The following is a 25,215-nucleotide window of genomic DNA, read 5'->3' as shown; positions in this document are numbered from 1 at the left end:
TGCATTCAATGCTACGGCATATCAAATCTATTTTAACCATTATATTCGGAGCAGCCATTTATGCCTTCGGACTCACGTATTTTGTTGTGCCCCACCACTTATTCGAGGGTGGAGCAACGGGAATCACCTTGATTACCTATTATCTCTTTAACATCCCTATCTCCGTGATGAACCTCATCATCAATATCCCATTATTCATTCTAGCCTGGAAAATATTTGGTGCAAAGACCCTATACAGCAGCCTACTCGGAACCATTTCCTTATCCATGTGGTTAGCAATCTTTGAGAAGATTCCTCTCAACTTTAATCTTGAAGGAGATCTGGTCATTGTTGCATTAGTTGCGGGTGTTCTTTTAGGACTTGGTCTGGGTATTATCTTCAATGCTGGTGGTACCACTGGAGGAACAGATATCGTCGCTCGAATCCTGAACAAGTACACCAATATCTCCGTGGGGAAATTACTCTTTGCATTAGACTTCCTTATCTTAATGCTCATTTTAATTATCTTCCAAGACCTTCGTCTCGTTACTTATACACTTCTATTTGACTTCATCGTTTCTAGAGTTATTGACTTGATTGGTGAAGGCGGATATGCTGGAAAAGGTTTTATGATTATCACTCAAAAGCCTATGGAAGTGGCAGATAAAATCAATGAAGAGTTAGGTCGAGGTGTCACCTTCATATCTGGACAAGGTTACTACAGTCAAAAAGATTTAAAAATTATCTACTGTATCGTAGCAAGAAATGAAATGATTAAGATGAAAGAATTGATTCATACGATTGATCCTAAGGCCTTTATCACCATCACTGAAGCTCACGAAATTCTTGGGGAAGGCTTCACATTTGTGAATGAAGAAACTTCCTAATATATAGACAACAAAAATAGTAACTTCAAATTCGAAGTTACTATTTTTTTGATGATAAAAACGGAAGAAAAAAATCTTCCGTTTTACAAGTCATTATTTTTCAGCTGTAAGTGCAGCCATTGTGATGTAGTTGTATGGTTTGTTGAAGTGTGGCAAGAAGAATAGGTCTGTCAATGCCAACTTGTCGATTGTAACATGTTCTTGGATAGCCAATGAGAACATGTGAATTCCCATGCTGATTGCTGAATCACGTGATACCATTTGAGCACCAAGGATTTCACGGCTATCTTTATCAAAGACAATCTTGATTGCTACTTCATAGTTGTCATGTTTCATAAATTCTGGTTTTTGAAGATCGTTGAAGCCTGTTTCAACAGCATTGTAGCCTGCAGCTTTAGCTTTTTCAAGAGTCAAACCAGTTGAAACCATGTGAAGACCATAGATTGAGATACCGTTTGATCCTTGAACACCGATTCCTTCAAGTTCATGTCCACAAGCATTGTAAGCACCTACGATACCAGTACGTACAGCATTTGATGCAAGAGCGATGTAGCTAGTGTCTTTACGAGCGTTGTCATAAACAGTCGCACAGTCACCCACAGCGAATACTCCTGGAAGTGATGTTTCTTGTTTCTTGTCTACAAGGAAGGCACCGTTGCGGAAAAGTTCAATCTTGCCATCAGCAAGAGCTGTGTTAGGACGGAAACCAACTGCAAGAACAACCATGTCAACATCGAATGTTTCTTTGTCAGTGATCAAGCGTTCAACTTTACCGTCACCTTCGATAGCTTTAACAGTTTGTCCAAGTGCCAAGCGGATATTGTGGTCTTCCAAGTTCTTAGCCATCAATTGCGTGAAGTCTTTATCGTAGTAACCGTTCAAGACTGTATCTACGATATCAACAAGGACAACTTCTTTTCCAAGACGTTCAAATGCTTCAGCAAGCTCAACACCGATGTATCCACCACCGACAACAGCGATACGCTCAAGATGTTTGCTCTTGTCAGCAAGTTTGTTGATAACTTCTTCTGCGTTTTGGTACAATTTAACGAATTGTACATTTTCAAGAGTTGCTTTGAATTCGCGGTTACCCTTAACAATTTCAACACCTTCGATTGGTGGCAAGATTGGAGTTGAACCAGTCGCAAAGATCAATTTTTCGTATGATTCTTTGTGTTCTTTTCCATCAACTTCAGCAGTTACAACTTTGTTATCATAGTCAATTGAAAGAACTGGTGAGTTCATATAAACTTTAGCACCTTTTGCTTCCAATTTTTCTTTATCTGAGTAGAAGAGACCTTCTGGACCATCGATTTGCTCACCAATCCAAAGAGCCATTCCACATCCTAGGAATGAAATGTTTGAGTTTTGGTCAAAGACAACGATTTCATTTTCACTTCCAAAATTGTCCAACATAGTGTTGATACAAGCAGTTCCAGCGTGGTTAGCACCCACGACTACGATTTTACTCATAAGATAATTCCTACCTTTAATTTTTTATTTACCTTTCTAGTATATCATTATCTGTGAGCGTTTACAAGCTTTTTGACTAGTTTGCTGTTTTTTTGAAATTTTTTTGAAATATATATTAATTTATTTTCAACCTTTCCAAAGTTTTTTGCACATTTTTTATTTATTCAAGCATATTTCTTGACTTTTTGTAAAAAATAATTTGTGAAAACGCTGACTTTATGATATTCTATTTATATGGAAATGAAATTTAAATCTTCAGATTGCTTTCATATCTGGATTTACAACTATTTCCAATTGATTTGAAGGGAGTTGATTCTTTGCCTCTCAGTTCATTATCTGAACGGTTAATGGGAACTACGATTACTATTTCCTTGGTACATGAACAAGCGGATAATCTTCTCCGTCAAGCTTTTGATTTGCTAAAAGAACTTGAATTTCGATTTAATGCAAATAGTATCGAATCGGAATTGATGGAAATTAACTATCAGGCGGGAATTGCCCCAGTTAAGGTACACCCTGATCTGTTTGAACTGATTTCTTTAGGATTAGAACACAGTCTAGCTCCTGGAAGTCATCTCAATATCAGCATTGGTCCTTTGGTACAAACCTGGCGTATTGGTTTTTCCGATGCAAAAGTTGCTAGTCCTGAAGAAATTTCTTCGGTTTTACCATTGATAGATCCCCGTTTTATCAAACTTGATTCAATTTCTTCTACTGTTTTCTTAGAAAAGAAAGGAATGAAAATTGATTTAGGTTGTTTAGCGAAGGGCTATAGCGCAGATAAGGTTGCTACTTTCTTAAAAGAAAATGGTGTCACTTCTGCTCTTATCAATCTTGGGGGAAATATCCTTACCATTGGTAATAACCAAGCCAGAAATGGACAACCTTGGCAAATTGGTATTCAAGACCCTAATCATCCACGTGGGAATCACCTGATGACCTTATCTATTACTGGAAAGTCAGTTGTTACATCTGGAATTTATGAACGGCATCTTGAAATCGATGGAAAGGATTATCATCACATTTTCGACAGCGAAACTGGCTATCCTATTGAGACGGATTTGGCTAGTTTAACGATTATATCTGACCGCTCAGTTGATGGTGAGATATGGACCACACGATTGTTTGGTGAACGTAGCGCTTCTATCATGTGGCAAATCGAAAATATCGATGGAATCGAAGCCATCCTTATTGATAAAGATGGACATATCGCTTGTTCATCCGGTATCCAAAGATAAATAATAAATAATGCAAAAAGAGAAAGGAAAGCTCATGCTAAAACTTATTGCTATTGTAGGAACTAACTCTAAACGTTCCACAAACCGCCAACTGCTTCAATATATGCAAAAACACTTTGCTGATAAAGCAGAAATCGAATTGGTCGAAATTAAAAATCTTCCAGTTTTCAACAAACCAGCCGACAAACAAATTCCAGCTGAAGCTATGGAAATCGTAGCTAAAATCGAAGCAGCTGATGGTGTTATCATCGGTACTCCAGAATACGACCACTCAATTCCAGCTGTTCTTATGAGCGCCCTTGCTTGGATTTCTTACGGAGTATTTCCACTTTTGAACAAACCAATTATGATTACTGGTGCTTCATACGGTACACTCGGTTCTTCACGTGCTCAATTGCAACTTCGTCAAATTTTGAATGCTCCTGAGATTAAAGCAACAGTTCTTCCTGATGAATTCTTACTTTCTCACTCTCTTCAAGCTTTCGATAAGAATGGTGACTTGGTAGATCTTGACGTCATTAATAAATTGGATGCCATCTTTGATGACTTCCGTATCTTTGTCAAGATTACTGAAAAATTGCGTAGCGCACAAGAATTGCTTCGTAAAGATGCAGAAGAATTTGACTGGGAAAATTTGTAAGATAGGAGACAAAATAGAATGAAATTTGTTGGACTTGTTGGATCAAACTACGATCAATCATATAACCGCAAACTCTTGGAATTCATCCGCCGTCAGTTTAAAATTAAATTTGAACTAGAGGTTTTGGAAATCGATGAAGTTCCAATGTTTAACCAAGACGAAAAATGGGACGACAGCTTCCAGTTGCGCCTACTTTACAATAAAATTACTCGTGCAGATGGTGTCATTATTGCAACTCCTGAGCACAACCACACTATTTCTGCTTCACTTAAGTCTGTACTTGAATGGCTTTCATACGAAGTGCATCCGTTTGAAAACAAACCAGTCATGATTGTGGGTGCTTCATACTATGATCAAGGAACTTCTCGTGCTCAAGTTCACCTTCGTAAGATTCTTGATGCACCAGGAGTGAATGCTTACACATTACCAGGTAATGAATTCCTCCTTGGAAAAGCTAAAGAAGCTTTTGATGCAAATGGAGATATTATTAACGAAGGAACTGTTAAATTCCTTGAAACTTGCTTAGATAACTTTGTCAAATACGTAGGAGTCGTTTCTAAATTGAAAAAACCAAAACCAATTGAACCAGAAGACTTGGATTGTGGAAAACCAATCGCTACAACGATTACAGAAGTTGACCCTGATGATCCAGAATGGGTAGAAAAAGTTGCAGAAATTACAGGTGCTGTATCCGGTGATACGTACGTTAAGCTTGACCATGGTATCTTGACTGTTAACCAAATCGATATGTTCTTGAAAGCTATGCCTTTTGAATTGACATACGCTGACGATAACAACCAATTCCTCTACTACAACAACGCTCACCAAGACCCTGATACAATGTTTGCAAAACGTGTACCATCTCAATCTGGTAGCCGTATGTCAACCATTCACGATTCACTTCCACCAGCACGTATGAAAAATGTTGAGTGGGTTATCGGAACACTTCGCAATGGTAACCAAGAATACGTACGTACAATCGTTCCTGGTTCACCTGCAGGTGTTATTAACACTCACAACTACCAAGCAATGTACTATCCTGACGGATCATATGCTGGTATCAATGAAATTGTCTTTAACTTCCAACCATGGCTTGACTGGTACTTGAAAGAAACAGGTCAACGCTTGGTAGGAGGCAGCGGACCATTTGCTCCTGCTGGCGGTCACGGTGACGCAGATGCTACTTCAGGTGCATCTGATGCCGGAGGTCACGGTGATGGAGGTCATGGAGACGCGGATGCTACATCTGGGGCAAGTAACTAATACTCAATGAAAATCAAATAGCAAACTAGGAAGCTAGCCGCAGGTTGCTCAAAGCACTGCTTTGAGGTTGTAGATAGAACTGACGAAGTCAGTAACATATATACGGCAAGGTGAAGCTGACGTGGTTTGAAGAGATTTTCGAAGAGTATAAAATTTAATACTAAAGGAACCTCTTTAGGTTCCCTTTTTAAAACAAAAACTCGGTTAGTTTTCCCTAACCGAGTTTTCTATATCTCAGAATTATGAATTTGGATCGTCAAGACTACGACCATGTAAGCCTTTTTCCCGTTGTACCTGACGAAGTTTTTCAGGAGTCACATCATTTCCATCTTCATCTACAATTTTGATTCCTTCAATGTGATGACGAACAGAACGACGATAGCCTTCGATATATTCCTCACGAAGTTTAGCTTGTTCTACTTTTTCTTCCGCAGTCAACCCTTCTGTTTTTTTCTTTTTAGCAAGCTCATTAATACGAGCAATTTTTTCTGGTGTCATATTAGAACCTCCAATTATTTTTTAATTTTATTTTGTATTGAGAAGATTGAAAGCAGCCACTGTTTTTGCTTTATTTACAAGTTCAGCAAGGATAGCTAAACGGTTATTCTTCACATCAACATCATCTGCCATAACCATTGTATTATCAAAGAAAGCATCAATTACAGGACTAAGAGCAAATAGTTGCGTTAATTTATCACTAGCTGAACCTTGCAATTCAAGACTTTCTACTGCTTGAGCAAGTTCTTTTTCTTGTTCATTTTCAAAAAGACTTGCATCGACTTTAACCAAACCATTTGCTTTTTCAGCTAAATTAAAGGCACGAGATAGAGACTCAACTGATGATTTGTAATCTTCAGTATTTGCAGCTTCGCTTAAAGCTTCTGCAGCTTCAATCATATCAGAAACAACAAAATTCGAACTTGCGAGAACAGCTTCTTTGATATCTTTTGCAGTAGAACCCATCATCTTATCAACACGAGCTTTAATGAAGTTAAGCACTTCTTCTTGATTATCATAAGTTAGACTTTCAAATGATAAGGCATAAAGGCTCGCAATCAATTCGTCCATTGGAATCTTCCAACCAAAGTCTTCCAAGATTCGAACAATTCCTTGTGTTGCACGTCGAAGAGCATATGGGTCGTTTGAGCCTGATGGAATCAAGCCAACCGAGAAGAAAGATAAGAGAGTATCTAATTTATCGGCTAGTGCAAGTATTGCTCCAACTTTAGATTCAGGAAGAGCACCATCTGCAGAATCTGGAAGGTAGTGTTCACGAATAGCTTGTGCTACTGCTGCATTCTCACCAGCGAGAAGAGCATATTTCTCACCCATGATTCCTTGAAGCTCATCAAATTCACCAACCATACCAGTCAAGAGGTCAAACTTATAAATAGCTGCAGCACGAGCAAGGTCAACAGTTTCATCAACTGATAAACCTGCTTTTTCTGCCAAAAGAATAGCAATTTGCCCAGTACGAATCATGTGCTCACGAAGTGAACCAATCTTTTCATGGAAGGTTACGTGTGATAATTTAGCTACAAGATCTTCAATCTTGAGTTTTTGGTCTTCACGCCAGAAGAATTCACCATCTTCCAGACGTGCAACTAAGACTTTCTCATTTCCTCGGATAACATTATCCAGATACTCTGCATTTCCGTTACGAACAGAAATAAAGTTTGGTTTTAGATTTCCATCAAGGTCACGAACTACAAAGTAGCGTTGATGAGTCTCCATTGAAGTGACTAAAACTTCTTCTGGAACCTCTATGTACTTAGGATCAAAATTCCCTATAAAGGCAGTTGGGTATTCAACCAAATTCAGAACTTCATTTAAGAGTCCTTCATCAATTTGTACCTGAACACCTTCTGTAGCTTCGATAGCCTTAATTTGCTCACGAATCATATTTTCGCGTTCAATGCTATCTGCAATAACATAAACTTTGCGCAGGTCTTCTTCATAGCTGTCAGCATGCTGAATTTCTACTTCGTGACCAAGGAAACGATGTCCACGGCTAACTCTTCCTGAATGAATATCTAAGAAATCCATATCGAGTGCCACATCATCCAAAAGAACTGTCAACGTATGGACTGGACGGATATATTCAAAGGTATTGTTTGCCCAGTGCATACTTACTGGGAAGCTTAAGCTAGCCAATACTTCTGGAATTCCAGCCAAAACTTCCTCAGCTGGTTTTCCAGCTTCATGCTTAGTTACGTAGACATATTCTTCACCTTTGATTTCACGGAATTCGATATCATCTACAGTCAAGCCTTTACCACGGACAAACCCTTGCGCTGCTTTAGAGAAATTTCCTTCTGCATCCAAAGCAATTTTTTTAGAAGGTCCTTTAAAATCTTCAGTCAAATCCGTTTGTTGGTCTGCCAAGCCAAGTACGCGAACAGCCAAACGACGTGGAGTTGAAAAAGTTTGAATTCCTTCGTATGAAAGGCGGTTATTATCCAAAAAGGCTACCATTTTTTCACCTAGTTGTTTTTCACTTGGTGTGACAACGTAGGCTGGTAACTCTTCGAGTCCTAGTTCTACTAATAAGTTTTTTGCCATGTTTTTTCCTTTACAAAATTTCTTCTTTTTGATAGGCACCTTAGGTACTGGGGACGTTGCTAACTAACTTTGTGAGTCTGTGGGGAAATCTTCTGTCTTCTTGACAAAGTTTTCCAACAGTCTCATCAAAGTGGATTTAGTCAACTGATTTTTGAACCTAAAGTTTCAAAAATCCCCAGATATCAGTACGGCGGTGCCTATCCCTTTAGCAAGTCTTCGACTTGCCTCTGAGTGCCATACGGGCTCACTTTGTTCGCCCCTTTTCTATCCTTGTAACTTTTTTATTCTTCCTCTTCTGCTAGGAGTTTGGCGCGTGTGGCTTCGTCAAGAAGTGGGTAGCCGAGTTTTTTGCGTTCTGCTACGAAGGTTTTGGCTACTACACGGGCCAAGTTACGGATACGAGCAATATATCCAGCACGTTCTGTAACTGACACAGCTCCACGAGCGTCAAGCAAGTTGAAGGTATGTGAACATTTCAAAACGTAGTCGTAGGCTGGATGCACAAGACCTAGTTCTAATGCACGTCCAGCTTCTTTTTCAAATTTTTCGAAGTTTTCAAGAAGCATGTCTTGATCTGAAACTTCAAAGCTGTATTTTGAGTGTTCGTATTCTGGTTGAAGGAAGATTTCTCCATATTTAACTCCTGGAGCCCACTCGATATCGTAAACTGAGTCTACCTCTTGGATATAAGAAGCTAAACGTTCTAAACCATAAGTAACCTCAGCTGTAACAGGACCAGTTGCCAAGCCACCGACTTGTTGGAAGTAAGTGAACTGAGTGATTTCCATACCGTCAAGCCACACTTCCCAACCAAGACCTGCAGATCCAGTGGATGGGTTTTCCCAGTTATCTTCAACGAAGCGGATATCGTGTTCCAATGGGTTGATGCCCAATTTTTCCAAAGACTCAAGGTAGAGCTCCTGGATGTTTGATGGAGATGGTTTCATGACCACTTGGAATTGGTGGTGTTGGTAAAGACGGTTAGGATTTTCCCCGTAACGACCGTCAGCTGGACGACGTGATGGCTCTACATAAGCAGCATTCCATGGCTCAGGTCCGATAGCACGAAGGAAGGTGTAAGGACTCATAGTTCCCGCACCTTTTTCGTTATCATAAGCCTGCATAAGCATACAACCCTGATCATTCCAGTATTGTTGCAAAGTAAGGATAATTTCCTGGAAGGTTAGTTTTTTGGACATGTTTTACTCCTTTAATTTATATTATCTTTTTAGGTTTATTTATCAAGCAACCAAGAAAAAGCTGGATCCTGAAAAATATGACGTTTGGGAACAGTTTGTAAATTCTGATTGCATTCATCTATTGTACCTAATTTCAAAGCACAGACTTCTGGTATATTTTCTTGAACAGTGAAAATTTGACTATGACAGTTCTGGCAGTAATAACGCTGTTTTCCTGGAGAAGAACTATACGTAACAAGCTTTTCTTTTCCATGCAATACTAGATTTTTACTGCTAACTTTGGCATTAACTGTATAGGCAGACGCAGTTGCTTTCCGACAGAATGAACAGTGGCAAAAAACTAATTCAGATAATTCCTCATCTAGAGTGTAAGTCACTGCTTTACATAAACAAGATCCTTTAAGCATTGTACTCCTTTCTACTTAGGCATTAGACGAATTCAAAAAGAACCGAATTTCAACACCCAAGCCTTGCGACTAGGGGCGTTAAAAACGCGGTTCCACCCTAATTTATTACTTCATTATCTTTATTAAAATACCAAAAGCGCCACACTTATCTCTCAACCACCTGACTTCCACTACCACAGGCTCGCTTGGGATTTACTGATAAGATATTCTTTCTTGTCGTCTATTATAACAAAAAGGAATGAAAAAGTAAAATTATTTTATCACTAGTCCTATATATTTCTTAGCCAAATTAATTTAACTGCCCCATTTATGTCCCTTTTTGAACAAAAAGAAAAACCGCTAATCCTAAGACTAGCGGTCTAATCATGTTTTTAAGCTACGAATGTAGTTGCTCTATTATTTAAGAGTAACTGAAGCTCCAGCTTCTTCCAATTTAGCTTTGATTTCTTCAGCTTCTGCAGCTGCAACGCCTTCTTTGATGACACCTGGTGCACCATCAACAAGTTCTTTAGCTTCTTTAAGACCAAGACCTGTGATTTCACGTACAACTTTGATAACGCCGACTTTCTTGTCGCCTGCAGCTGTCAATTCAACGTCAAATGAATCTTTAGCAGCTTCTTCAGCACCACCAGCAGCAGCTACAGCTACAGGAGCAGCTGCAGTTACACCAAATTCTTCTTCGATAGCTTTTACAAGGTCGTTCAATTCAAGGATTGAAGCTTCTTTAATTTCAGCAATAATGTTTTCAATGTTCAATGCCATTGTTATTTCCTCCAAATAAGTTTTAAAATTAGTTTTTTATTTTTTCGTAGCTAGGCTACGCTGCGTAGCTTAAGATTAAGCTGCGTCTTCTTTGTTGTCTGCAACCGCTTTGACTGCAAGAGCAACGTTGCGCACTGGCGCTTGAAGTACAGAAAGGAGCATAGAAAGAAGTCCTTCGCGGTTTGGAAGAGTTGCAAGAGCAACGATTTCTTCTTTTGATGCGACAGCGCCTTCGATTGCGCCACCTTTGATTTCAAGTGCGTCAGCGTTTTTAGCAAAGTCGTTCAAGATTTTCGCTGGAGCGATAACATCTTCGTTAGAAAATGCTACAGCAGATGGTCCAACAAATACAGATGCAAGTTCTGCAAGGCCAGCTTTTTCAGCTGCACGACGTAAGATTGAGTTTTTAATAACTTTATACTCAACTTCGCTTCCACGAAGCTCACGACGAAGAACTGTATCTTGTTCAACTGTCAAACCACGAGCGTCTACAACGACGATTGATGCAGCAGCTTTCATTTTTTCAGCTACTACGTCAACTAGTTCCGCTTTTTTAGCAATAATTGCTTCACTCATTAGTGTGTTCACCTCCGTAATTATTTTGCTTGGGGAATTTTTCCAAAAGAAAAACGCGCCCAAACCTAGACACGAAAGTACAATACGCTTCTTTTTACATGATACGTTTTGTCCTCGGTAGGATATTTATGAGTCGAGCTCCCCTACTGTCTTAGGCAGTTTTTTCAAACCGTATATAAGTATACCATACTACTTTGTTTAGTGCAAGAGTTTTTTGCTTATTTTTTAAAAATTTTATTTATTTTTTAACCTTATTTCCAGATAATCTCATCAAAAATCAATTTTAGTTCTTGACTTGTTTGATTTTTTATTGTACTATACAACTGTATATACAGATAAAAAGGAGTTATTATGAATACACAAAAGAAAACACAATTCATGACCTTGACCGCATTGCTAACAGCTATCGCTATTTTGATTCCTTTGGTGATGCCCTTTAAAATTGTCATTCCTCCCGCTTCCTACACTTTAGGAAGTCACGTTGCTATTTTTATCGCAATGTTTCTCTCGCCATGGATGGCTATCTTTGTTATTATAGCTTCTAGTTTAGGATTTCTCATGGCTGGGTATCCGATTGTCATTGTACTTCGCGCCTTTTCCCACATATTCTTTGGAAGTCTGGGTGCTTTCTATCTTCAAAAACATCCTCAAACCTTGGACAATAAGAAATCTTCATTGATTTTTAACTTTGTACTTGGTTTGGTTCATGCTATTGCTGAAGTTTTGGCTTGTATGATCTTTTATGCTAGTACTGGAACTGACTTAAAAAATATGTTCTATGTCTTGTTTGTATTAGTTGGATTTGGTACTATTATCCATAGTATGGTAGACTATTACTTAGCCTTGGCTGTTTATAAAGCATTGAGAAAACGCCGTTAAGCGTTTAGAGAGAAGAATATGACAAAAAATCGAAAAGAAGCTCTTTTACAACTGTTAAAGGAGTCTCAAAAACCTCTAAATGGTCAAACATTAGCAGACCGTTTTCATGTAACCCGCCAGATTATCGTTCAGGACATTGCTGTTCTTCGTGCAGACGGTGCTCCTATCTTATCAACCAATCGTGGCTATATTTATAAAGAAAATAAAACCAATCCTTATGTTCACAAACTGTTTAAAGTCAAGCACGAAATGGAAGAAATTGGCCAAGAACTTCTAGCTATCGTCGATAATGGGGGACGTGTTCAGAATACCTTGATTGATCATCCTGTCTACGGTGAAATTGAAACCTTGCTCAAACTCTCTTGTCGCCGTGATGTTCAGCATTTTTTAGAGCAAGTCGAACGGTCTGACTTTAGACCACTTTCTGAATTAACAGATGGCGTCCACTATCACCTTGTCGAAGCTGAAAACGAACAAGACCTTCTCTATATCGAGAAGGCCTTGGATAAGTTAGGTTATTTAGTAAAAGATTAGAAAGTCTTCTTTTCCCACCCGTCTTCTGTACGGTGACGATAGAAAAATTCAGACTTGTCTGGAGCTTCCATCATCTCCATCAAAGGTAACATATCATAGGCCAGATCCAAATTTGGAATCTGGTCTTTTTGTACCCAGGACACTTCTCCTTCTTCAGAGGACTGGAGAGTACCCGTAAATTCAGTCGCCTTGTAACAAAAGACAATGTAGCGCTCACCCGAATCTAAAGGCCAATTTTTAATGCCGACCAGTTGAGGATTTTGGATTGTCAGACCTGTCTCTTCATAGATTTCTCGGATAACTGACTCTGCAAAAGCCTCTCCATCTTCAACATGGCCTCCTGGAAAGGCATAGCCAGACCAGCGATTGCTTTCAGGTGATCGATACTGCATAACCACGCGCTGCTTTTCAAGATCTTCAATTAGGCAAATATTGGTTAGAATGGTTAATTGTGCACGAGACATACATAGACTCACTTTCTAATGTTTAATTTTCAACATACTTAACTTTAGACTTCATAATCAAAGGATTAACTAAGTCGTGATATTCATGAATTTCATGGAGCAAGGATCCTCTAATGATTCTGATTTCATTATTTTCTTTATTAACGTAGTAGTCTATATTGATTGGCATAGATGAATCTGGAACCATGGAAAAGAAGAAAAATGTCATGAACCAGATCAAGAGAGCAATGAATCCGCTGAGAGCCTGAAAAATTAGATGATGCCACTGAAAAATTCTCGTTTTATAAAAGATGGTCCATGGTTGGATAAATAAGGTCAAGCAAAGACCAAAGAACCAGAAATTCCACAAGATTGGTGTAAAGGCAAAACCAAAGAGGCCTAAGATAAAATGAATCAGTACAAATACTAGGCACAAAAGATAAATAAACCTAAATACAGTTAGATGTTTCATCATGATTGACTCCTTTTCTTTTCAATATATTTCATTACTAGAGTTATAATAGATGCCAAACTGAAAAAGATCAGATAAGTTGCAATAGGAAACCAAATGTAACGGTGATCTAGGGATAAGAGGGGAGGTAAAATTCCTTTACTATTTTTCCCGCCAATACCAATAAAGAGATGAACTATTAAACCAATACTATTAAGATAGATAAATAAATCTGCATATCTTTTTATCGTCATTCTTGTGCTAGTCAAGTCTAGGAACCAATAGTCAAATAATCGATACACCAGACAAAAAAGATTTATATATATTGGAAAACTATAGTTGATATCTCTGTAGGGTGACGGAATAGGAAGGAGTTTAAAAACAAGAGTGACACCTAGTCCTATTCCTAAGATGAGAGCAAGGATCAGGAAAAAACCTATAATTTGATGAGAATCTAGCCAAAGCTGAAAACTTTCTTTCCTTGAAAGATTCTTTTTTGTATTTGACTTTCTTTTGTTACTTTTATTTGATTGTATTTTTCCCATTTTCTTCTTTTCTCTTTTTCTTTTCAATATACTTGGAAATTATAATTGTCACAATAGGCACTAGAAAGAAAATGAAATAAGTAACGAGGGGAAACCAGATATAGCGATAGTCTAATGCCCATATAGGAAGTAATCTTCTTCCTCTTTTAGAGGTCATCCCAATCGTTAACTGTAATACACAAGCAATTCCGTTAAGATATAAAAACTTTTCTGCAAAATTTTGCAAGGAAATCCATTCTTTCCTAAAGGTACGAAGGAAAGAATGATAAGATGCATTCACCAAAAGAACGATATTTAAATAAAGTGGAAAACTATAATCCAGTTCCCTATAGGGACTTGGAATGAGAGGTGTTCCGTACAATAGGTAAAATATTCCTAGAGCAGAGAATAACAAAATACTTGCATCAAGGATATAGGCAATTGTTGAAAGTTCAACAAACCACAAATTCATGCTGTCTAGTCAACCTATTTTCGCTTTAATTTCTGGTGTTTTTTAATGTTTCCTGTCTCTTACTTTTTTGTTTCATGATAGTCTTTTAACTTCTTCTGCTATCTTTTGGAGGTGTTTTTCACGCATACTAGCTGTATTCACCTCCCTACCGACTTCACCCAAAATACAGACACGCTTGGTTTTAATTCCACAGTGATTCAAGATAGCATTTTTCAAAACAGAAATGCCATAACTATCAGGAATGTTAAGAGAACCTGAAAAAACCTTGTACCACCACGTAGGGGCCATCGAAGTCGCATAAATACTGGCCGTTTTGCCTTTGAGCAACTTCTTAAATTGCTTACCTCTGAGGTAATTCCAGATAAAGCTGCCCTGATCATTGGCCGAGTAGGCTATCCCCGGTGTAAAGACCCGATCAATCCAACCTTTCAGGAGACTGGGCATACTACTCCACCAAATAGGATAAATAAAGATAAAATGGTCAGCCCACTGGATTAATTCTTGGGAACGAAGGATAAACGAATCTTTCTTCATCCGTTTTCGATAACCATAACGTAAAACAGGATCAAAATCTGCTTCATTGAGATTAATTACTTCAAACTCATGATGCGTTGAGTCAATATTTTCTACTATGGTTTGAAAAATAGCCTGACAGTAGCTTTCCTTATCAGGGTGCCCATTGATAACTAGAATTTTCATAAGTTCTCTCCTTCATCTCTTTGTTTCATTCTATCTATTTCACTTTTTATACTTGATTAGTTGATAATGGTTCAAAGATTGTAGATACGTCCTTTAGGAACTTTTATTTGCAGAACACATCATCCTCAATTCCTTAACAGGTTTTCCAAGGTCAAGTATTTTTTCTTGCCCATCAAAAGTAAAACCCATTTTTTGATAGAAAGCAATGGCTCGCTTATTATCTTTCAATACCCATAAATAAATTTCAGAGAAATGATCGAGAGCAACAAATGCAGCATGTATTAACTGTTCACTCACACCTTTTCCATAGTAATCTTTTAAAACATATAAGGCAATGATTTCACCAGCTTGAATAGTCTCATCACGAAAATTTCCATAGCTGATAAATCCAACGACCTGCTTTCCATCCATCGCAATCAAGGTATTTTCTGGATATTTTTGACTAAAGAATCGACATCTTTCTAATGTCATCGTCTCCTGAAATTCCGCGGGTAAAAGATCGTCATAAGCCTCTCTCCACGTTTGCCAATGAACGAGGGATTTGCCTTCTATCTCTTCAGGAGTTTCCATTGTTTTAATGATAATATTCATTCGCTTTATCCTATCTACCCCAACGCCTTGACTTCCAACATCATATCACGGATTTGCGCTGCCAACTCGAAGTCAAGCACTTCAACGGCTTCTTGCATTTGTTTTTCTAGTTTCTTAACCAATTCTTTGCGTTCTTGTTTGTTAAGACTATTGATATCGACTTCCTTGTCTTCTTCTTTAGCCACAGTTTTTGTGACAGAAATAAGGTCACGGATTTCCTTCTTAATAGTTTGTGGGACGATGCCATGCTCTTCATTATAGGCCATTTGAATCTTACGACGGCGAGCCGTTTCATCGATAGCTTTTTGCATAGACTGTGTCATTGTGTCAGCATACATAATAACATGCCCTTCACTATTACGGGCTGCACGACCGATGGTTTGTATAAGACCACGCTCATTTCGAAGGAAGCCTTCCTTGTCAGCATCGAGAATAGCAACCAGACTTACTTCAGGAACGTCAATCCCTTCACGAAGGAGATTGATTCCAACCAAGACATCAAAGACTCCTAATCGTAAATCTCGGATAATCTCTGTCCTCTCTAAAGTCTTGATATCCGAGTGCATGTACTTGACCTTGATCCCCATTTCCTTGAAGTAGTCTGTCAAGTCTTCTGCCATTTTCTTGGTCAAGGTTGTGATAAAGGTGCGTTCATTCTTTTCAACACGGGCATTGATTTCACCCAAAAGATCATCAATTTGTCCCATAGTCGGACGGACTTCCACTTCTGGATCCAAAAGACCAGTCGGACGAATGATTTGCTCAATAACGGTGTCCGTTTGTTCCATCTCGTAATCACCAGGTGTCGCTGAAACGTAGACAATCTGGTGGACATGACTTTCAAACTCTTCACGACGAAGGGGACGGTTGTCCAAAGCAGACGGCAAACGGAACCCGTAGTTAACCAACATTTCCTTACGTGAACGGTCACCATTATACATTCCTTTGATTTGCCCCATGGTCATATGGCTCTCGTCAATCATAATCAGAAAATCATCTGGGAAAAAGTCAAGAAGGGTGTACGGAGGCTCCCCTTCGCTTCGTCCATCCATGTGACGTGAGTAGTTTTCGACACCATTGGTATAACCCATCTCACGCAACATCTCGATATCGTACTCTGTCCGTTGTTTCAAGCGTTGCGCTTCGAGGAGTTTGCCTTCTTTTTCAAAGATAGCTAACTGCTCCTCCAACTCAGCCTGAATCTTAGCAATGGCTACTTCCATATGGTCGTCATTGGTCACAAAGTGAGTGGCTGGGAAAATCGCCAAATGGTCCACTTCACCGAGGACTTGACCAGTTAAAGCTTCAACCTCCCGGATGCGATCAATCTCATCTCCGAAGAACTCAACACGAAAGGCATGCTCGTCACGAGATGCTGGGAAAATCTCCACCACATCCCCACGTACACGGAATCTTCCCCGTTGGAAATCAATGTCGTTACGTTCAAATTGAATATCGACCAATTCATTCAGGAGTTTATCACGAGAAATTTCAAGTCCCGGGCGCAGACTTACTACACTATCAGCATATTCTTTAGGGGAACCCAAACCATAAATACAAGATACAGATGCTACAACGATGACATCGTTACGCTCCAAGAGCGCTGATGTAGCGGAGTGACGAAGTTTATCAATCTCATCGTTGACTGAACTATCTTTTTCGATATAAGTATCACTAGAGGGAACATAAGCTTCAGGTTGATAGTAATCATAGTAGGATACGAAGTACTCGACCGCATTCTCAGGGAAAAATTCTTTGAACTCCCCATAGAGCTGGCCTGCTAGGGTCTTATTGTGGGCGATAACCAGGGTCGGTTTATTGACCTGGGCAATCACCTGACTCATGGTATAGGTTTTCCCTGTACCAGTCGCCCCCATCAAGATTTGAGCTTTTTCACCACCCTCGATGTTATCTACCAACTGTTCAATAGCTTGTGGTTGATCCCCAGATGGTTGGTATTTGGATACGAGTTTAAATTTATTGTCTGTAATTCTATTGATCATCTCTTTGTCCTCACATATATAGACCTTATTTTACCATAAATCGCCAGAATTCTCTGAGTTGGGGAATAAAAGGGAAATACAAGATGTAACAAAATAATCCCGTAAATCAGTACATGTTTAAATGACAATATAATTAAATGGACTCATATTAGAAGTGAAGAATAAATAAGACTCTCGATATTACTTCGAAAGTCTTGTCTTTTATTTGAAACAATGCAATACGTAATAAACATCAACGTCAATGACTTACAGAAGTAGCAAAGCTTGTTCATCAGCATCATTTTTATGAGACTACTTAACTTCTTGATTTCTTATCAAAAGGTAAAGAGTGGCTCCAAGTAAAAACACCAATTCCATAGCATAAACACATAGTTGCAAGTAGGATGCTCTCCCTAGTATTGTATCCGTAATAATATTATAAAATAGATAACTAGTCATTGGTTCCGCTACTCTTTCTATGAACGGTTGTAACAAAATAGGAAATAGCAACAAAATAGCTAAACTCCCCATGGGACTTTTGAAAAAATAACTTAAAAAGTAAGAAATTAAAAAGTATTGGATGGAGCCAATCAAATAGAAACTGAAAATTTCTAAACCGACACCATTTTCGCTACTTAAAAAATGAAACCATATATGTAGTATAATGAAATATAAAGTTGATTGTAGTAACACATCAAATAACTCTACGAACAGGATACTCATTGAACTTAAGATCCTTTTTCCACTCACCAAATAAACTAATTTTGTTTCGTGTGATTGTAAGTCTACAAATGCATTAACACACCCAATAGCAACAGAGAACATTGATGCAAAAACAAGAGCTTGCTTTAAAGATAATTCTACAATTCTACCATTGATTGCAACTGGTAACACACTTAGTAGGCACACAAATCCTACCAACATTGACTGTATAGCTATCTGGTACTTTACGGGTTTTAAGCTATATTTTTTGACGATAAGACTGATAAATATTCTTGCCATTCTTCCTCCTCATTCGAATCATTTCTACAACAATTATTAATACCAAGAATACGACTCCTTCCACTACTAAAAGAGTAAATCCATACAATTGGCTCGTTTGAGTCCCTTCAATTCGACCAAAAGCAAATGACTTTGCTCCAATCAAAGGCAATAGATTCTCTATGTTAGAAGAAAGTCCTCTTAGAATACCTGATAGAGTGATTACTAATAATAAAACGATTGCAATTAATGATGAAATGGATTTTTTTGTGACTCTTACTAAAAATATAGCTAATAAAGTGAGGACAATCGCAAATATCATAACTCTTACCGTAACATCTAAAAACAAAGTAAATTCTATATAGTTCTTTAAAGTAGAATCTAGAAAAATGAGTAAAACAACAGCATTTACTATCGAAAATATTACAGTAGAAAGTAGTGATAAGACAATCGAACTAGCAATAAAACCAGTAAGTCGAACTTTCCAGTTAGGAATTATTAACTGAGTAAAATAATTATCACCAAATTGATAATGGGTTGAATAAACAAGTGAAACCAGAATTGGCAAGAAAATAACACTAGCTTGGTAGGGTGAAGATAAGAGAGCATCCCTGACTGTATAGACTGAATTCGATGATAAGATAGATGGATCAAGGTTTACTTCCCGTCCATTTCCTTCTACTAAGGCATTTATCACCTGAATATTTTGAATTGTAAAAAATATGCTGACTCCCAAAATAAGAGAAAAAGTTATTTTAAAAGTAGGTAAGCTACTATATTTATAAAGGTCACTAAAAAAGGAACGCTTTAACATATTATTCACCTTCTTTCCCTTCGAGCGCTTTAAAATATGCTTCCTCAAAAGAGCCAAACTGTTTCAAAATATCTTTTGTAGGAGCATCAATAACGATCTTCCCATTAGAAATACCAACTAAATGATCTACAGTTAATTCTAACTCACTCATATAATGACTTGTCATTAATACAGTTTTACCTTCATTGACAAAAGATTTTAAAAAATTACGTACCCAGCGAATTCCTTCTGGATCTAGTCCATTGATTGGTTCATCTAAAATTAAGATGTCAGGATTTGCTAATAAGGCTGTTGCTAATCCAAGACGTTGCTTCATTCCTAATGAATAGTCTTTTACTTTTTGATTTCTAGCTTCACTTAACCCCACCAAGTCTAAACATTTCTTGCACCTATTTCTGTCAACACCACAAGCCAAGCCAATCCACCGAAGATGCTGAAATCCTGTTCTCGTTGGATAAGGTTGGCAACTGTCGAGGAATGATCCAACAATACAAAAAGGATTATCTCCCAATTGCGAGTATTTTTTGCCATTGATCAATGCCATTCCTGTTTGACTATTTTCTAAACCAAGTAAAATTCTGATTAAAGTCGATTTCCCAGAACCATTTGGTCCAATCAATCCAGTTACCTCACCTTTCTTTGCTTTAAAAGTTACATTTTGCAGGACAATTTTATTATTATATTCCTTATGTAGATTTTGAATTGTTATCATCTATCCTTTTCCTTTCTGACTTTTTGTGAAATTCAACCTTCACTTGGAGCAAGTATATCAGGCGAATATCAGGAAAAAATCAGAATAAACATTTTTATAATTATTTTTTCATTTTTAACAAATTACTTTTTATGTTTGCTATAATATACACAAGTAATTGGAGGAACTATGAAGTATAAAATTTTAGCAATTGATGATGATGAAAAAATCTTACGATTAATAGTGAATGCATTAGAAGCAAACAACTTTAACGTAGAAACTCGGTCAAATATAGAAGAAATCGACATCTGTGACTTTACTGGATTCGATCTGATTTTACTTGACGTCATGATGCCTATTTCTGGTTTAGAGATTTGTCGCTCCATTCGTTCACAAATTACTACTCCAATCCTGTTTCTAACCGCTAAAAATTTTGAAGAAGATTTACTAAAGGGGATACAAGCTGGAGCAGATGATTACATCACAAAACCATTTAGCATTAAGGAATTGATTGCAAGAATTCAAATGCATCTTCGTAGAGAGGAAAGATCTCACCCTGCCTCTAAAGAAGAATTGATTTCAGATATAACTTTTTATCGAGATAGTCAAGAAGTTTATTATCAATCAAAGAGCATTTCTCTAACTAAGCGAGAATTTAATCTACTTTATCTTTTAGCTAAAAATGAGAACCGAATATTTAGCGCAGAGGAACTTTACGATTACCTCTATCCTGTAAGCTCTGATGTACAACTACGGTCAATCACCGAATACATCTATCAAATCAGACAAAAATTTAAGGCTCATCAAATTGATCCTATCAAAACGGTTTGGGGAGGAGGATACAAATGGCAAAAGAACTGACAATCAAGCAACTCATTAAGCGTACTTATCTTACAATCATTTGGCAATTTCTTCTATGTCTTATACTTTTTTACATAGTTCCAGCTCTTCTATCTTCTGTATCTGGAATCAATGAGAAAAATGCCAATTTCTTTGCTTTATTTTTTAGCGTCAGTTCTTGGATTTATCTTTGCATCATTTTAATTCTTATCATTGTAACAAATATTCGAAAATTATTAACCAAGATTCAAAAAGAAATGAACATGGTTTATCATAGTGGTCTATATTTCAACAAAAATGATCATCAGCATTTTCAGATTAAAGAATTTATTGAAACAAATGATCTGATCGAAAAAATGCAAGCTGATATAAAAAATAGGATTGAAAATGAAAAAGAACAAAAAAAAGAACTCATGTTTCAAGTATCTAGCGCTGCACATGATCTTCGAACTCCTCTAACTGTCATCAGAGGAAATGCTGAATTCCTACAATCTACCAAACAAACACCCCAAGTAATGGAATGTCTAAAAGATCTGGAGCAAGCAAGTATTCAGTTAAATGAGTATTTCAACCACTTCATCCAATACTCCAAAACTTTTTATGACCATGATATTCAACTTGAAAACATATCAATTAAACAAGTAACTCATCAATTAAAGGAACATATCACACCTTTACTTCCTAGAAATACACACTTTGTTTTTACAAACACAGTAAATCCATCAACACAAATTGCAATTCATTCCAATCTATTTTTCCGAGCAATCACAAATATTATTAATAATGCAATACAACATCAAAAAGAAAATGATGCACAAATCCACCTAACAATTTCACAAGAAAATAGTCAATTAGTTCTAACTATATGGAATAACCAATCTAGTTTTTCAAAAAACATATTACAAAATGCTGGAAATCTTTTCTATAAAGATGACCAAGCAAGAACTCCCTCTCAAGAAAGTCACTATGGACTTGGTTTATCTTTCGTCAAACGTGTCATGAAACTTCATAATGGAACTATGCACTTAGAAAATAGCAATAATGGTGCACAAGTCAAGCTAATCATTCCTATTATATAGAACAAGCCGAACTCATCATTATGTGTTCGGCTTCTTTTAATTTTACATCAAAAAAATCAGTATTACAAGAAACTACATGTCACATCTTCTCACATCAAAATGCTAAATATTTGCCAACTTTTTTATTTTCTGCTATAATGGGTAAATATTCTAAAAAGGAGACTAAACATGAAGAAAAAAATCCTTGCATTTTTATTATTTTTATTTCCCTTATTCTCTTTAGGCTATGTTAATGCGGACACTATCAAGATTGTTAGTGATACTGCTTATGCACCCTTTGAGTTTAAAGATACAGACCAGACTTATAAAGGAATTGATGTCGACATCATCAATAAAGTCGCTGAGATAAAAGGATGGAATATCCAAATGTCTTATCCAGGATTTGATGCTGCTGTCAATGCGGTCCAAGCAGGGCAAGCAGATGCAATCATGGCTGGTATGACAAAAACCAAAGAACGTGAAAACGTCTTTACCATGTCTGATACATACTATGATACAAAAGTTGTCATCGCAACGACTAAGTCTAACAAAATCACTAAGTATGAAGAACTCAGTGGTAAAACTGTTGGTGTTAAAAACGGTACTGCCGCACAACGTTTCCTAGAAAGTATCAAAGATAAATATGGTTTCACTATCAAAACCTTTGATACTGGTGATTTGATGAATAACAGTCTCAGTACAGGTGCTGTAAATGCCATCATGGATGACAAACCAGTCATCGAGTACGCTATTAACCAAGGGCAAGATCTCAGTATCAACATGGACGGAGAAGCCGTTGGAAGCTTTGCTTTTGGAGTTAAAAAAGGTAGCAAGTACGAATACCTAGTTACAGAATTTAACGAAGCTTTAGCCCAGATGAAAAAAGATGGTAGCTTGGACAAAATTATCAAGAAATGGACAAGTTCTTCTAAAACTAGTTCACAAGTAACTTCTCTCACTTCTACTACAAGCGCAGGTCAAAAAGCTACTCCAGTCAAATCAAAATACGTTATCGCAAGTGATTCTTCATTTGCACCATTTGTTTTCCAAAACTCAAGCAACCAGTACACTGGTATTGATATGGACTTGATCAAGGCTATTGCCGAAGACCAAGGTTTTGAAATTGAAATCACCAACCCAGGTTTTGACGCTGCTATTAACGCGGTTCAATCTGGTCAAGCTGATGGTATGATTGCTGGTATGTCTGTTACAGACGCTCGTAAAGAAACCTTTGATTTCTCTGATTCTTACTATACAGCTAATACTATTCTTGGAGTTAAGGAATCAAGTACCATTTCTTCTTATGAAGATTTGAAGGGTAAAACCGTTGGTGTTAAAAACGGTACTGCTTCTCAAACCTTCCTAACTGAAAATCAAAGCCAATATGGTTATAAAATTAAAACCTTTGCAGACGGTTCATCTATGTATGATAGCTTGAACACTGGTTCAATTGACGCTGTGATGGATGACGAACCAGTTCTTAAATACTCTATCAGTCAAGGGCAAAAATTAAAAACACCAATCGAAGGTACTCCAATCGGTGAAACTGCTTTTGCAGTTAAAAAGGGAAGCAATCCTGAATTGATTGAAATGTTCAACAATGGTCTTGCAAATCTTAAAGCAAGTGGTGAATTCCAAAAGATTCTTGATAAATACCTTGCAACTGATTCAACAAGTGAATCATCAACTGTTGACGAAACTACTATCTTGGGCTTGTTGAAAAACAACTACAAACAACTCCTCAGCGGACTTGGAATTACCCTTTCTCTAGCTTTGATTTCCTTTGCAATTGCGATTGTTATCGGGATTATCTTTGGTATGTTTAGCGTTAGTCCTTATAAATCACTTCGTCTTATTTCAGAAATCTTTGTCGATGTGATTCGTGGTATTCCATTGATGATTCTTGCTGCCTTTATCTTCTGGGGAGTTCCTAACTTTATCGAATCCCTTACAGGCCAACAGAGTCCAATCAATGACTTTGTCGCTGGTACAATCGCCCTCTCCCTAAACTCAGCCGCTTATATCGCTGAAATTGTTCGTGGTGGTATTAAGGCAGTTCCTATCGGACAAATGGAAGCTAGTCGAAGCCTTGGTATCTCATACAGTAAAACCATGCGTAAGATTGTCTTGCCACAAGCAACCAAACTTATGCTTCCAAACTTCGTCAACCAATTTGTTATCGCACTTAAAGATACAACGATCGTATCTGCAATCGGTTTGGTCGAACTCTTCCAGACTGGTAAGATTATCATTGCTCGTAACTACCAAAGTTTCAAAATGTATGCAATTCTCGCAGTCTTCTATCTTGTGATTATCACTCTTCTTACTAGACTTGCAAAACGCTTAGAAAAGAGGATTCAATAATGGCTAAATTAAAAATCGATGTCGATAATTTACATAAACAATATGGTAAAAACAAAGTCCTTAAAGGAATCTCAGCAAAATTCTATGAAGGAGATGTTGTTTGTATCATTGGACCTTCTGGTTCAGGTAAATCAACTTTCTTGCGTAGCTTGAATCTCCTTGAGGAAGGTACAAAAGGTCATATCACAGTTAATGGCTATGATTTGACGGATAAAGCAACCAACGTGGACCACGTTCGTGAAAATATCGGAATGGTGTTCCAGCACTTCAATCTTTTCCCACACATGACGGTATTGGAAAATATCACTTTCGCACCAGTAGAGCATAAGTTGATGACTAAGGCCGAAGCTGAAAAATTGGGAATGGAACTTCTTGAAAAAGTTGGACTCGCTGATAAGGCTAATGCAAATCCTGAAAGCCTATCAGGTGGTCAAAAACAGCGTGTGGCTATCGCTCGCGGTCTAGCCATGAACCCTGATATCATGCTCTTTGACGAACCAACTTCTGCCCTCGACCCTGAGATGGTTGGAGACGTTCTTAACGTTATGAAGGAATTGGCCGAACAAGGCATGACCATGATCATCGTAACCCACGAAATGGGATTTGCTCGCAAGGTTGCCAATCGAGTTATCTTTACTGCAGATGGTGAATTCCTTGAGGACGGTACACCTGACCAAATCTTTGATAACCCACAACATCCGCGTCTTAAAGAATTTTTAGACAAGGTTCTAAACGCTTAAAAGAGATTGGGCAAAAAGTCTTTATAATCAAAAAAACGCATTGTATCAGGTATAAAAAACTTGATATTATGCGTTTTATTGTGGGAAAATTTACTTCGGTTTCTCCTAATACTCAATGAAAATCAAAGAGCCAACTAGGAAGCTAGCCGCAGGTTGCTCAAAGCAC

27 protein-coding genes and 1 other annotated feature are annotated in these 25,215 nt (G+C 37.6%); of the genes, 10 read left to right on the top strand and 17 right to left on the bottom strand.

The window, feature by feature from the left end:
* The first annotated feature begins 8 nt into the window (after nt 1-8).
* Complete coding sequence (locus tag HMPREF2795_RS04580; protein ID WP_000943915.1) at nt 9-866, top strand: YitT family protein; 858 nt, start codon at nt 9-11, stop codon at nt 864-866.
* Between the two features lie 93 nt (nt 867-959).
* Here the strand turns inward: HMPREF2795_RS04580 and nox are convergent, their stop codons facing one another.
* Complete coding sequence (nox, locus tag HMPREF2795_RS04575) at nt 960-2,339, bottom strand: H2O-forming NADH oxidase (RefSeq protein ID WP_000036803.1); 1,380 nt, start codon at nt 2,337-2,339, stop codon at nt 960-962.
* A gap of 317 nt (nt 2,340-2,656) precedes the next feature.
* Between nox and HMPREF2795_RS04570 the strand changes: the two genes are divergently transcribed.
* Genes HMPREF2795_RS04570 through HMPREF2795_RS04560 form a run of 3 tightly spaced genes read left to right on the top strand, consistent with a single transcriptional unit; the run spans nt 2,657 to nt 5,480 of the window.
* The gene (locus HMPREF2795_RS04570) at nt 2,657-3,577 is read left to right on the top strand and encodes an FAD:protein FMN transferase (RefSeq protein ID WP_025171319.1); all 921 of its coding nucleotides are present in this window, start codon (nt 2,657-2,659) and stop codon (nt 3,575-3,577) included.
* 34 nt (nt 3,578-3,611) lie between these two features.
* A complete protein-coding gene (locus HMPREF2795_RS04565; protein WP_049503883.1) occupies nt 3,612-4,217 on the top strand; it encodes an NADPH-dependent FMN reductase in 606 nt (201 codons plus the stop codon).
* Between the two features lie 18 nt (nt 4,218-4,235).
* On the top strand, nt 4,236-5,480 hold the full coding sequence (locus tag HMPREF2795_RS04560) for an NAD(P)H-dependent oxidoreductase (protein ID WP_049503885.1): 1,245 nt from the start codon (nt 4,236-4,238) through the stop codon (nt 5,478-5,480).
* 240 nt (nt 5,481-5,720) lie between these two features.
* Here HMPREF2795_RS04560 and HMPREF2795_RS04555 read toward each other — a convergent pair whose 3' ends face one another.
* The 6 genes from HMPREF2795_RS04555 to rplJ form a co-directional block, all read right to left on the bottom strand.
* Nucleotides 5,721-5,978, bottom strand: coding sequence for a DUF896 family protein (locus tag HMPREF2795_RS04555; RefSeq protein WP_000187071.1), 258 nt, complete (start codon nt 5,976-5,978; stop codon nt 5,721-5,723).
* A 27-nt stretch (nt 5,979-6,005) separates the two neighbouring features.
* Entirely contained in the window at nt 6,006-8,042 is a 2,037-nt protein-coding gene (gene glyS, locus HMPREF2795_RS04550; RefSeq protein ID WP_049508563.1) for a glycine--tRNA ligase subunit beta, read from the bottom strand.
* A 281-nt stretch (nt 8,043-8,323) separates the two neighbouring features.
* Nucleotides 8,324-9,241, bottom strand: a complete 918-nt coding sequence (glyQ, locus tag HMPREF2795_RS04545; RefSeq protein WP_000038760.1) for a glycine--tRNA ligase subunit alpha — start codon at nt 9,239-9,241, stop codon at nt 8,324-8,326.
* A 35-nt stretch (nt 9,242-9,276) separates the two neighbouring features.
* On the bottom strand, nt 9,277-9,648 hold the full coding sequence (locus HMPREF2795_RS04540; RefSeq protein ID WP_000912014.1) for a GFA family protein: 372 nt from the start codon (nt 9,646-9,648) through the stop codon (nt 9,277-9,279).
* A gap of 396 nt (nt 9,649-10,044) precedes the next feature.
* Nucleotides 10,045-10,410, bottom strand: a complete 366-nt coding sequence (rplL, locus tag HMPREF2795_RS04535; protein ID WP_001196968.1) for a 50S ribosomal protein L7/L12 — start codon at nt 10,408-10,410, stop codon at nt 10,045-10,047.
* A gap of 75 nt (nt 10,411-10,485) precedes the next feature.
* Complete coding sequence (gene rplJ, locus HMPREF2795_RS04530) at nt 10,486-10,986, bottom strand: 50S ribosomal protein L10 (RefSeq protein WP_001287269.1); 501 nt, start codon at nt 10,984-10,986, stop codon at nt 10,486-10,488.
* A 38-nt stretch (nt 10,987-11,024) separates the two neighbouring features.
* Nucleotides 11,025-11,160: a sequence feature (ribosomal protein L10 leader region), on the bottom strand.
* 177 nt (nt 11,161-11,337) lie between these two features.
* On the opposite strand from rplJ, the gene HMPREF2795_RS04525 reads away from it, so the two are divergent.
* Nucleotides 11,338-11,865, top strand: a complete 528-nt coding sequence (locus HMPREF2795_RS04525; protein ID WP_001095969.1) for an ECF transporter S component — start codon at nt 11,338-11,340, stop codon at nt 11,863-11,865.
* Between the two features lie 18 nt (nt 11,866-11,883).
* On the top strand, nt 11,884-12,399 hold the full coding sequence (locus HMPREF2795_RS04520; protein ID WP_075228334.1) for a transcription repressor NadR: 516 nt from the start codon (nt 11,884-11,886) through the stop codon (nt 12,397-12,399).
* Here HMPREF2795_RS04520 and HMPREF2795_RS04515 read toward each other — a convergent pair.
* The 10 genes from HMPREF2795_RS04515 to HMPREF2795_RS04470 all read right to left on the bottom strand — a co-directional run bounded on the left by HMPREF2795_RS04515 (nt 12,396) and on the right by HMPREF2795_RS04470 (nt 20,068).
* Nucleotides 12,396-12,863 (bottom strand): 8-oxo-dGTP diphosphatase, encoded by a 468-nt coding sequence (locus HMPREF2795_RS04515; protein ID WP_075228333.1) that lies wholly within the window; start codon nt 12,861-12,863, stop codon nt 12,396-12,398. The genes HMPREF2795_RS04520 and HMPREF2795_RS04515 overlap by 4 nt on opposite strands.
* 22 nt (nt 12,864-12,885) lie before the next feature.
* Entirely contained in the window at nt 12,886-13,317 is a 432-nt protein-coding gene (locus tag HMPREF2795_RS04510; protein WP_075228332.1) for a hypothetical protein, read from the bottom strand.
* On the bottom strand, nt 13,314-13,838 hold the full coding sequence (locus HMPREF2795_RS10880) for a hypothetical protein (protein ID WP_261675679.1): 525 nt from the start codon (nt 13,836-13,838) through the stop codon (nt 13,314-13,316). Before HMPREF2795_RS10880 ends, HMPREF2795_RS04510 begins: the two co-directional genes overlap by 4 nt.
* The gene (locus HMPREF2795_RS04500) at nt 13,816-14,289 is read right to left on the bottom strand and encodes a hypothetical protein (protein WP_083303344.1); all 474 of its coding nucleotides are present in this window, start codon (nt 14,287-14,289) and stop codon (nt 13,816-13,818) included. The genes HMPREF2795_RS10880 and HMPREF2795_RS04500 overlap by 23 nt, the downstream gene beginning before the upstream one ends.
* A 72-nt stretch (nt 14,290-14,361) precedes the next feature.
* The gene (locus HMPREF2795_RS04495; RefSeq protein ID WP_075228331.1) at nt 14,362-14,988 is read right to left on the bottom strand and encodes an NAD(P)H-dependent oxidoreductase; all 627 of its coding nucleotides are present in this window, start codon (nt 14,986-14,988) and stop codon (nt 14,362-14,364) included.
* A 93-nt stretch (nt 14,989-15,081) separates the two neighbouring features.
* Nucleotides 15,082-15,579: a GNAT family N-acetyltransferase gene (locus HMPREF2795_RS04490; protein WP_075228330.1), complete on the bottom strand. Its 498-nt coding sequence runs from the start codon at nt 15,577-15,579 to the stop codon at nt 15,082-15,084.
* 14 nt (nt 15,580-15,593) lie between these two features.
* On the bottom strand, nt 15,594-17,582 hold the full coding sequence (uvrB, locus tag HMPREF2795_RS04485; protein ID WP_075228329.1) for an excinuclease ABC subunit UvrB: 1,989 nt from the start codon (nt 17,580-17,582) through the stop codon (nt 15,594-15,596).
* 291 nt (nt 17,583-17,873) lie between these two features.
* Entirely contained in the window at nt 17,874-18,563 is a 690-nt protein-coding gene (locus HMPREF2795_RS04480) for a hypothetical protein (RefSeq protein ID WP_075228328.1), read from the bottom strand.
* Nucleotides 18,523-19,356, bottom strand: coding sequence for a hypothetical protein (locus HMPREF2795_RS04475; RefSeq protein WP_075228327.1), 834 nt, complete (start codon nt 19,354-19,356; stop codon nt 18,523-18,525). Before HMPREF2795_RS04475 ends, HMPREF2795_RS04480 begins: the two co-directional genes overlap by 41 nt.
* Nucleotide 19,357: 1 nt before the next feature.
* A complete protein-coding gene (locus tag HMPREF2795_RS04470; protein ID WP_075228326.1) occupies nt 19,358-20,068 on the bottom strand; it encodes an ABC transporter ATP-binding protein in 711 nt (236 codons plus the stop codon).
* Between the two features lie 168 nt (nt 20,069-20,236).
* Here HMPREF2795_RS04470 and HMPREF2795_RS04465 point away from each other — a divergent pair, with 168 nt between their 5' ends.
* The 4 genes from HMPREF2795_RS04465 (at nt 20,237) to HMPREF2795_RS04450 (ending at nt 25,049) form a co-directional block, all read left to right on the top strand.
* Nucleotides 20,237-20,908 carry a response regulator transcription factor gene (locus HMPREF2795_RS04465; protein ID WP_075228325.1) on the top strand — a complete coding sequence of 224 codons (672 nt, stop codon included), beginning with the start codon at nt 20,237-20,239 and terminating at the stop codon, nt 20,906-20,908.
* Nucleotides 20,893-21,966 (top strand): sensor histidine kinase, encoded by a 1,074-nt coding sequence (locus HMPREF2795_RS04460; RefSeq protein ID WP_075228324.1) that lies wholly within the window; start codon nt 20,893-20,895, stop codon nt 21,964-21,966. Before HMPREF2795_RS04465 ends, HMPREF2795_RS04460 begins: the two co-directional genes overlap by 16 nt.
* Before the next feature lie 168 nt (nt 21,967-22,134).
* On the top strand, nt 22,135-24,309 hold the full coding sequence (locus HMPREF2795_RS04455; protein WP_075228323.1) for an ABC transporter substrate-binding protein/permease: 2,175 nt from the start codon (nt 22,135-22,137) through the stop codon (nt 24,307-24,309).
* Nucleotides 24,309-25,049 carry an amino acid ABC transporter ATP-binding protein gene (locus tag HMPREF2795_RS04450; protein WP_001096308.1) on the top strand — a complete coding sequence of 247 codons (741 nt, stop codon included), beginning with the start codon at nt 24,309-24,311 and terminating at the stop codon, nt 25,047-25,049. Before HMPREF2795_RS04455 ends, HMPREF2795_RS04450 begins: the two co-directional genes overlap by 1 nt.
* Nucleotides 25,050-25,215: the final 166 nt, after the last annotated feature.

Source organism: Streptococcus sp. HMSC056C01, from assembly GCF_001811305.1.
Taxonomy (GTDB): domain Bacteria; phylum Bacillota; class Bacilli; order Lactobacillales; family Streptococcaceae; genus Streptococcus.
The sequence above is the reverse complement of the archived record's forward strand: the minus strand, read 5'-3'. Positions and strand labels throughout refer to the sequence as shown.

What these genes read in the sequence shown, in the direction of transcription:
- rplL (WP_001196968.1), bottom strand. Translation starts at nt 10,410, where the DNA reads ATGGCATTGAACATTGAAAACATTATTGCTGAAATTAAAGAAGCTTCA.
- HMPREF2795_RS04560 (WP_049503885.1), top strand. Translation starts at nt 4,236, where the DNA reads ATGAAATTTGTTGGACTTGTTGGATCAAACTACGATCAATCATATAAC.
- glyQ (WP_000038760.1), bottom strand. Translation starts at nt 9,241, where the DNA reads ATGTCCAAAAAACTAACCTTCCAGGAAATTATCCTTACTTTGCAACAA.
- HMPREF2795_RS10880 (WP_261675679.1), bottom strand. Translation starts at nt 13,838, where the DNA reads ATGGGAAAAATACAATCAAATAAAAGTAACAAAAGAAAGTCAAATACA.
- nox (WP_000036803.1), bottom strand. Translation starts at nt 2,339, where the DNA reads ATGAGTAAAATCGTAGTCGTGGGTGCTAACCACGCTGGAACTGCTTGT.
- HMPREF2795_RS04480 (WP_075228328.1), bottom strand. Translation starts at nt 18,563, where the DNA reads ATGGCAAGAATATTTATCAGTCTTATCGTCAAAAAATATAGCTTAAAA.
- HMPREF2795_RS04565 (WP_049503883.1), top strand. Translation starts at nt 3,612, where the DNA reads ATGCTAAAACTTATTGCTATTGTAGGAACTAACTCTAAACGTTCCACA.
- HMPREF2795_RS04455 (WP_075228323.1), top strand. Translation starts at nt 22,135, where the DNA reads ATGAAGAAAAAAATCCTTGCATTTTTATTATTTTTATTTCCCTTATTC.
- HMPREF2795_RS04525 (WP_001095969.1), top strand. Translation starts at nt 11,338, where the DNA reads ATGAATACACAAAAGAAAACACAATTCATGACCTTGACCGCATTGCTA.
- HMPREF2795_RS04495 (WP_075228331.1), bottom strand. Translation starts at nt 14,988, where the DNA reads ATGAAAATTCTAGTTATCAATGGGCACCCTGATAAGGAAAGCTACTGT.
- glyS (WP_049508563.1), bottom strand. Translation starts at nt 8,042, where the DNA reads ATGGCAAAAAACTTATTAGTAGAACTAGGACTCGAAGAGTTACCAGCC.
- HMPREF2795_RS04475 (WP_075228327.1), bottom strand. Translation starts at nt 19,356, where the DNA reads ATGTTAAAGCGTTCCTTTTTTAGTGACCTTTATAAATATAGTAGCTTA.
- HMPREF2795_RS04555 (WP_000187071.1), bottom strand. Translation starts at nt 5,978, where the DNA reads ATGACACCAGAAAAAATTGCTCGTATTAATGAGCTTGCTAAAAAGAAA.
- HMPREF2795_RS04490 (WP_075228330.1), bottom strand. Translation starts at nt 15,579, where the DNA reads ATGAATATTATCATTAAAACAATGGAAACTCCTGAAGAGATAGAAGGC.
- HMPREF2795_RS04510 (WP_075228332.1), bottom strand. Translation starts at nt 13,317, where the DNA reads ATGATGAAACATCTAACTGTATTTAGGTTTATTTATCTTTTGTGCCTA.
- HMPREF2795_RS04515 (WP_075228333.1), bottom strand. Translation starts at nt 12,863, where the DNA reads ATGTCTCGTGCACAATTAACCATTCTAACCAATATTTGCCTAATTGAA.
- HMPREF2795_RS04500 (WP_083303344.1), bottom strand. Translation starts at nt 14,289, where the DNA reads ATGAATTTGTGGTTTGTTGAACTTTCAACAATTGCCTATATCCTTGAT.
- HMPREF2795_RS04540 (WP_000912014.1), bottom strand. Translation starts at nt 9,648, where the DNA reads ATGCTTAAAGGATCTTGTTTATGTAAAGCAGTGACTTACACTCTAGAT.
- uvrB (WP_075228329.1), bottom strand. Translation starts at nt 17,582, where the DNA reads ATGATCAATAGAATTACAGACAATAAATTTAAACTCGTATCCAAATAC.
- HMPREF2795_RS04450 (WP_001096308.1), top strand. Translation starts at nt 24,309, where the DNA reads ATGGCTAAATTAAAAATCGATGTCGATAATTTACATAAACAATATGGT.
- HMPREF2795_RS04520 (WP_075228334.1), top strand. Translation starts at nt 11,884, where the DNA reads ATGACAAAAAATCGAAAAGAAGCTCTTTTACAACTGTTAAAGGAGTCT.
- HMPREF2795_RS04460 (WP_075228324.1), top strand. Translation starts at nt 20,893, where the DNA reads ATGGCAAAAGAACTGACAATCAAGCAACTCATTAAGCGTACTTATCTT.
- HMPREF2795_RS04465 (WP_075228325.1), top strand. Translation starts at nt 20,237, where the DNA reads ATGAAGTATAAAATTTTAGCAATTGATGATGATGAAAAAATCTTACGA.
- rplJ (WP_001287269.1), bottom strand. Translation starts at nt 10,986, where the DNA reads ATGAGTGAAGCAATTATTGCTAAAAAAGCGGAACTAGTTGACGTAGTA.
- HMPREF2795_RS04470 (WP_075228326.1), bottom strand. Translation starts at nt 20,068, where the DNA reads ATGATAACAATTCAAAATCTACATAAGGAATATAATAATAAAATTGTC.
- HMPREF2795_RS04580 (WP_000943915.1), top strand. Translation starts at nt 9, where the DNA reads ATGCTACGGCATATCAAATCTATTTTAACCATTATATTCGGAGCAGCC.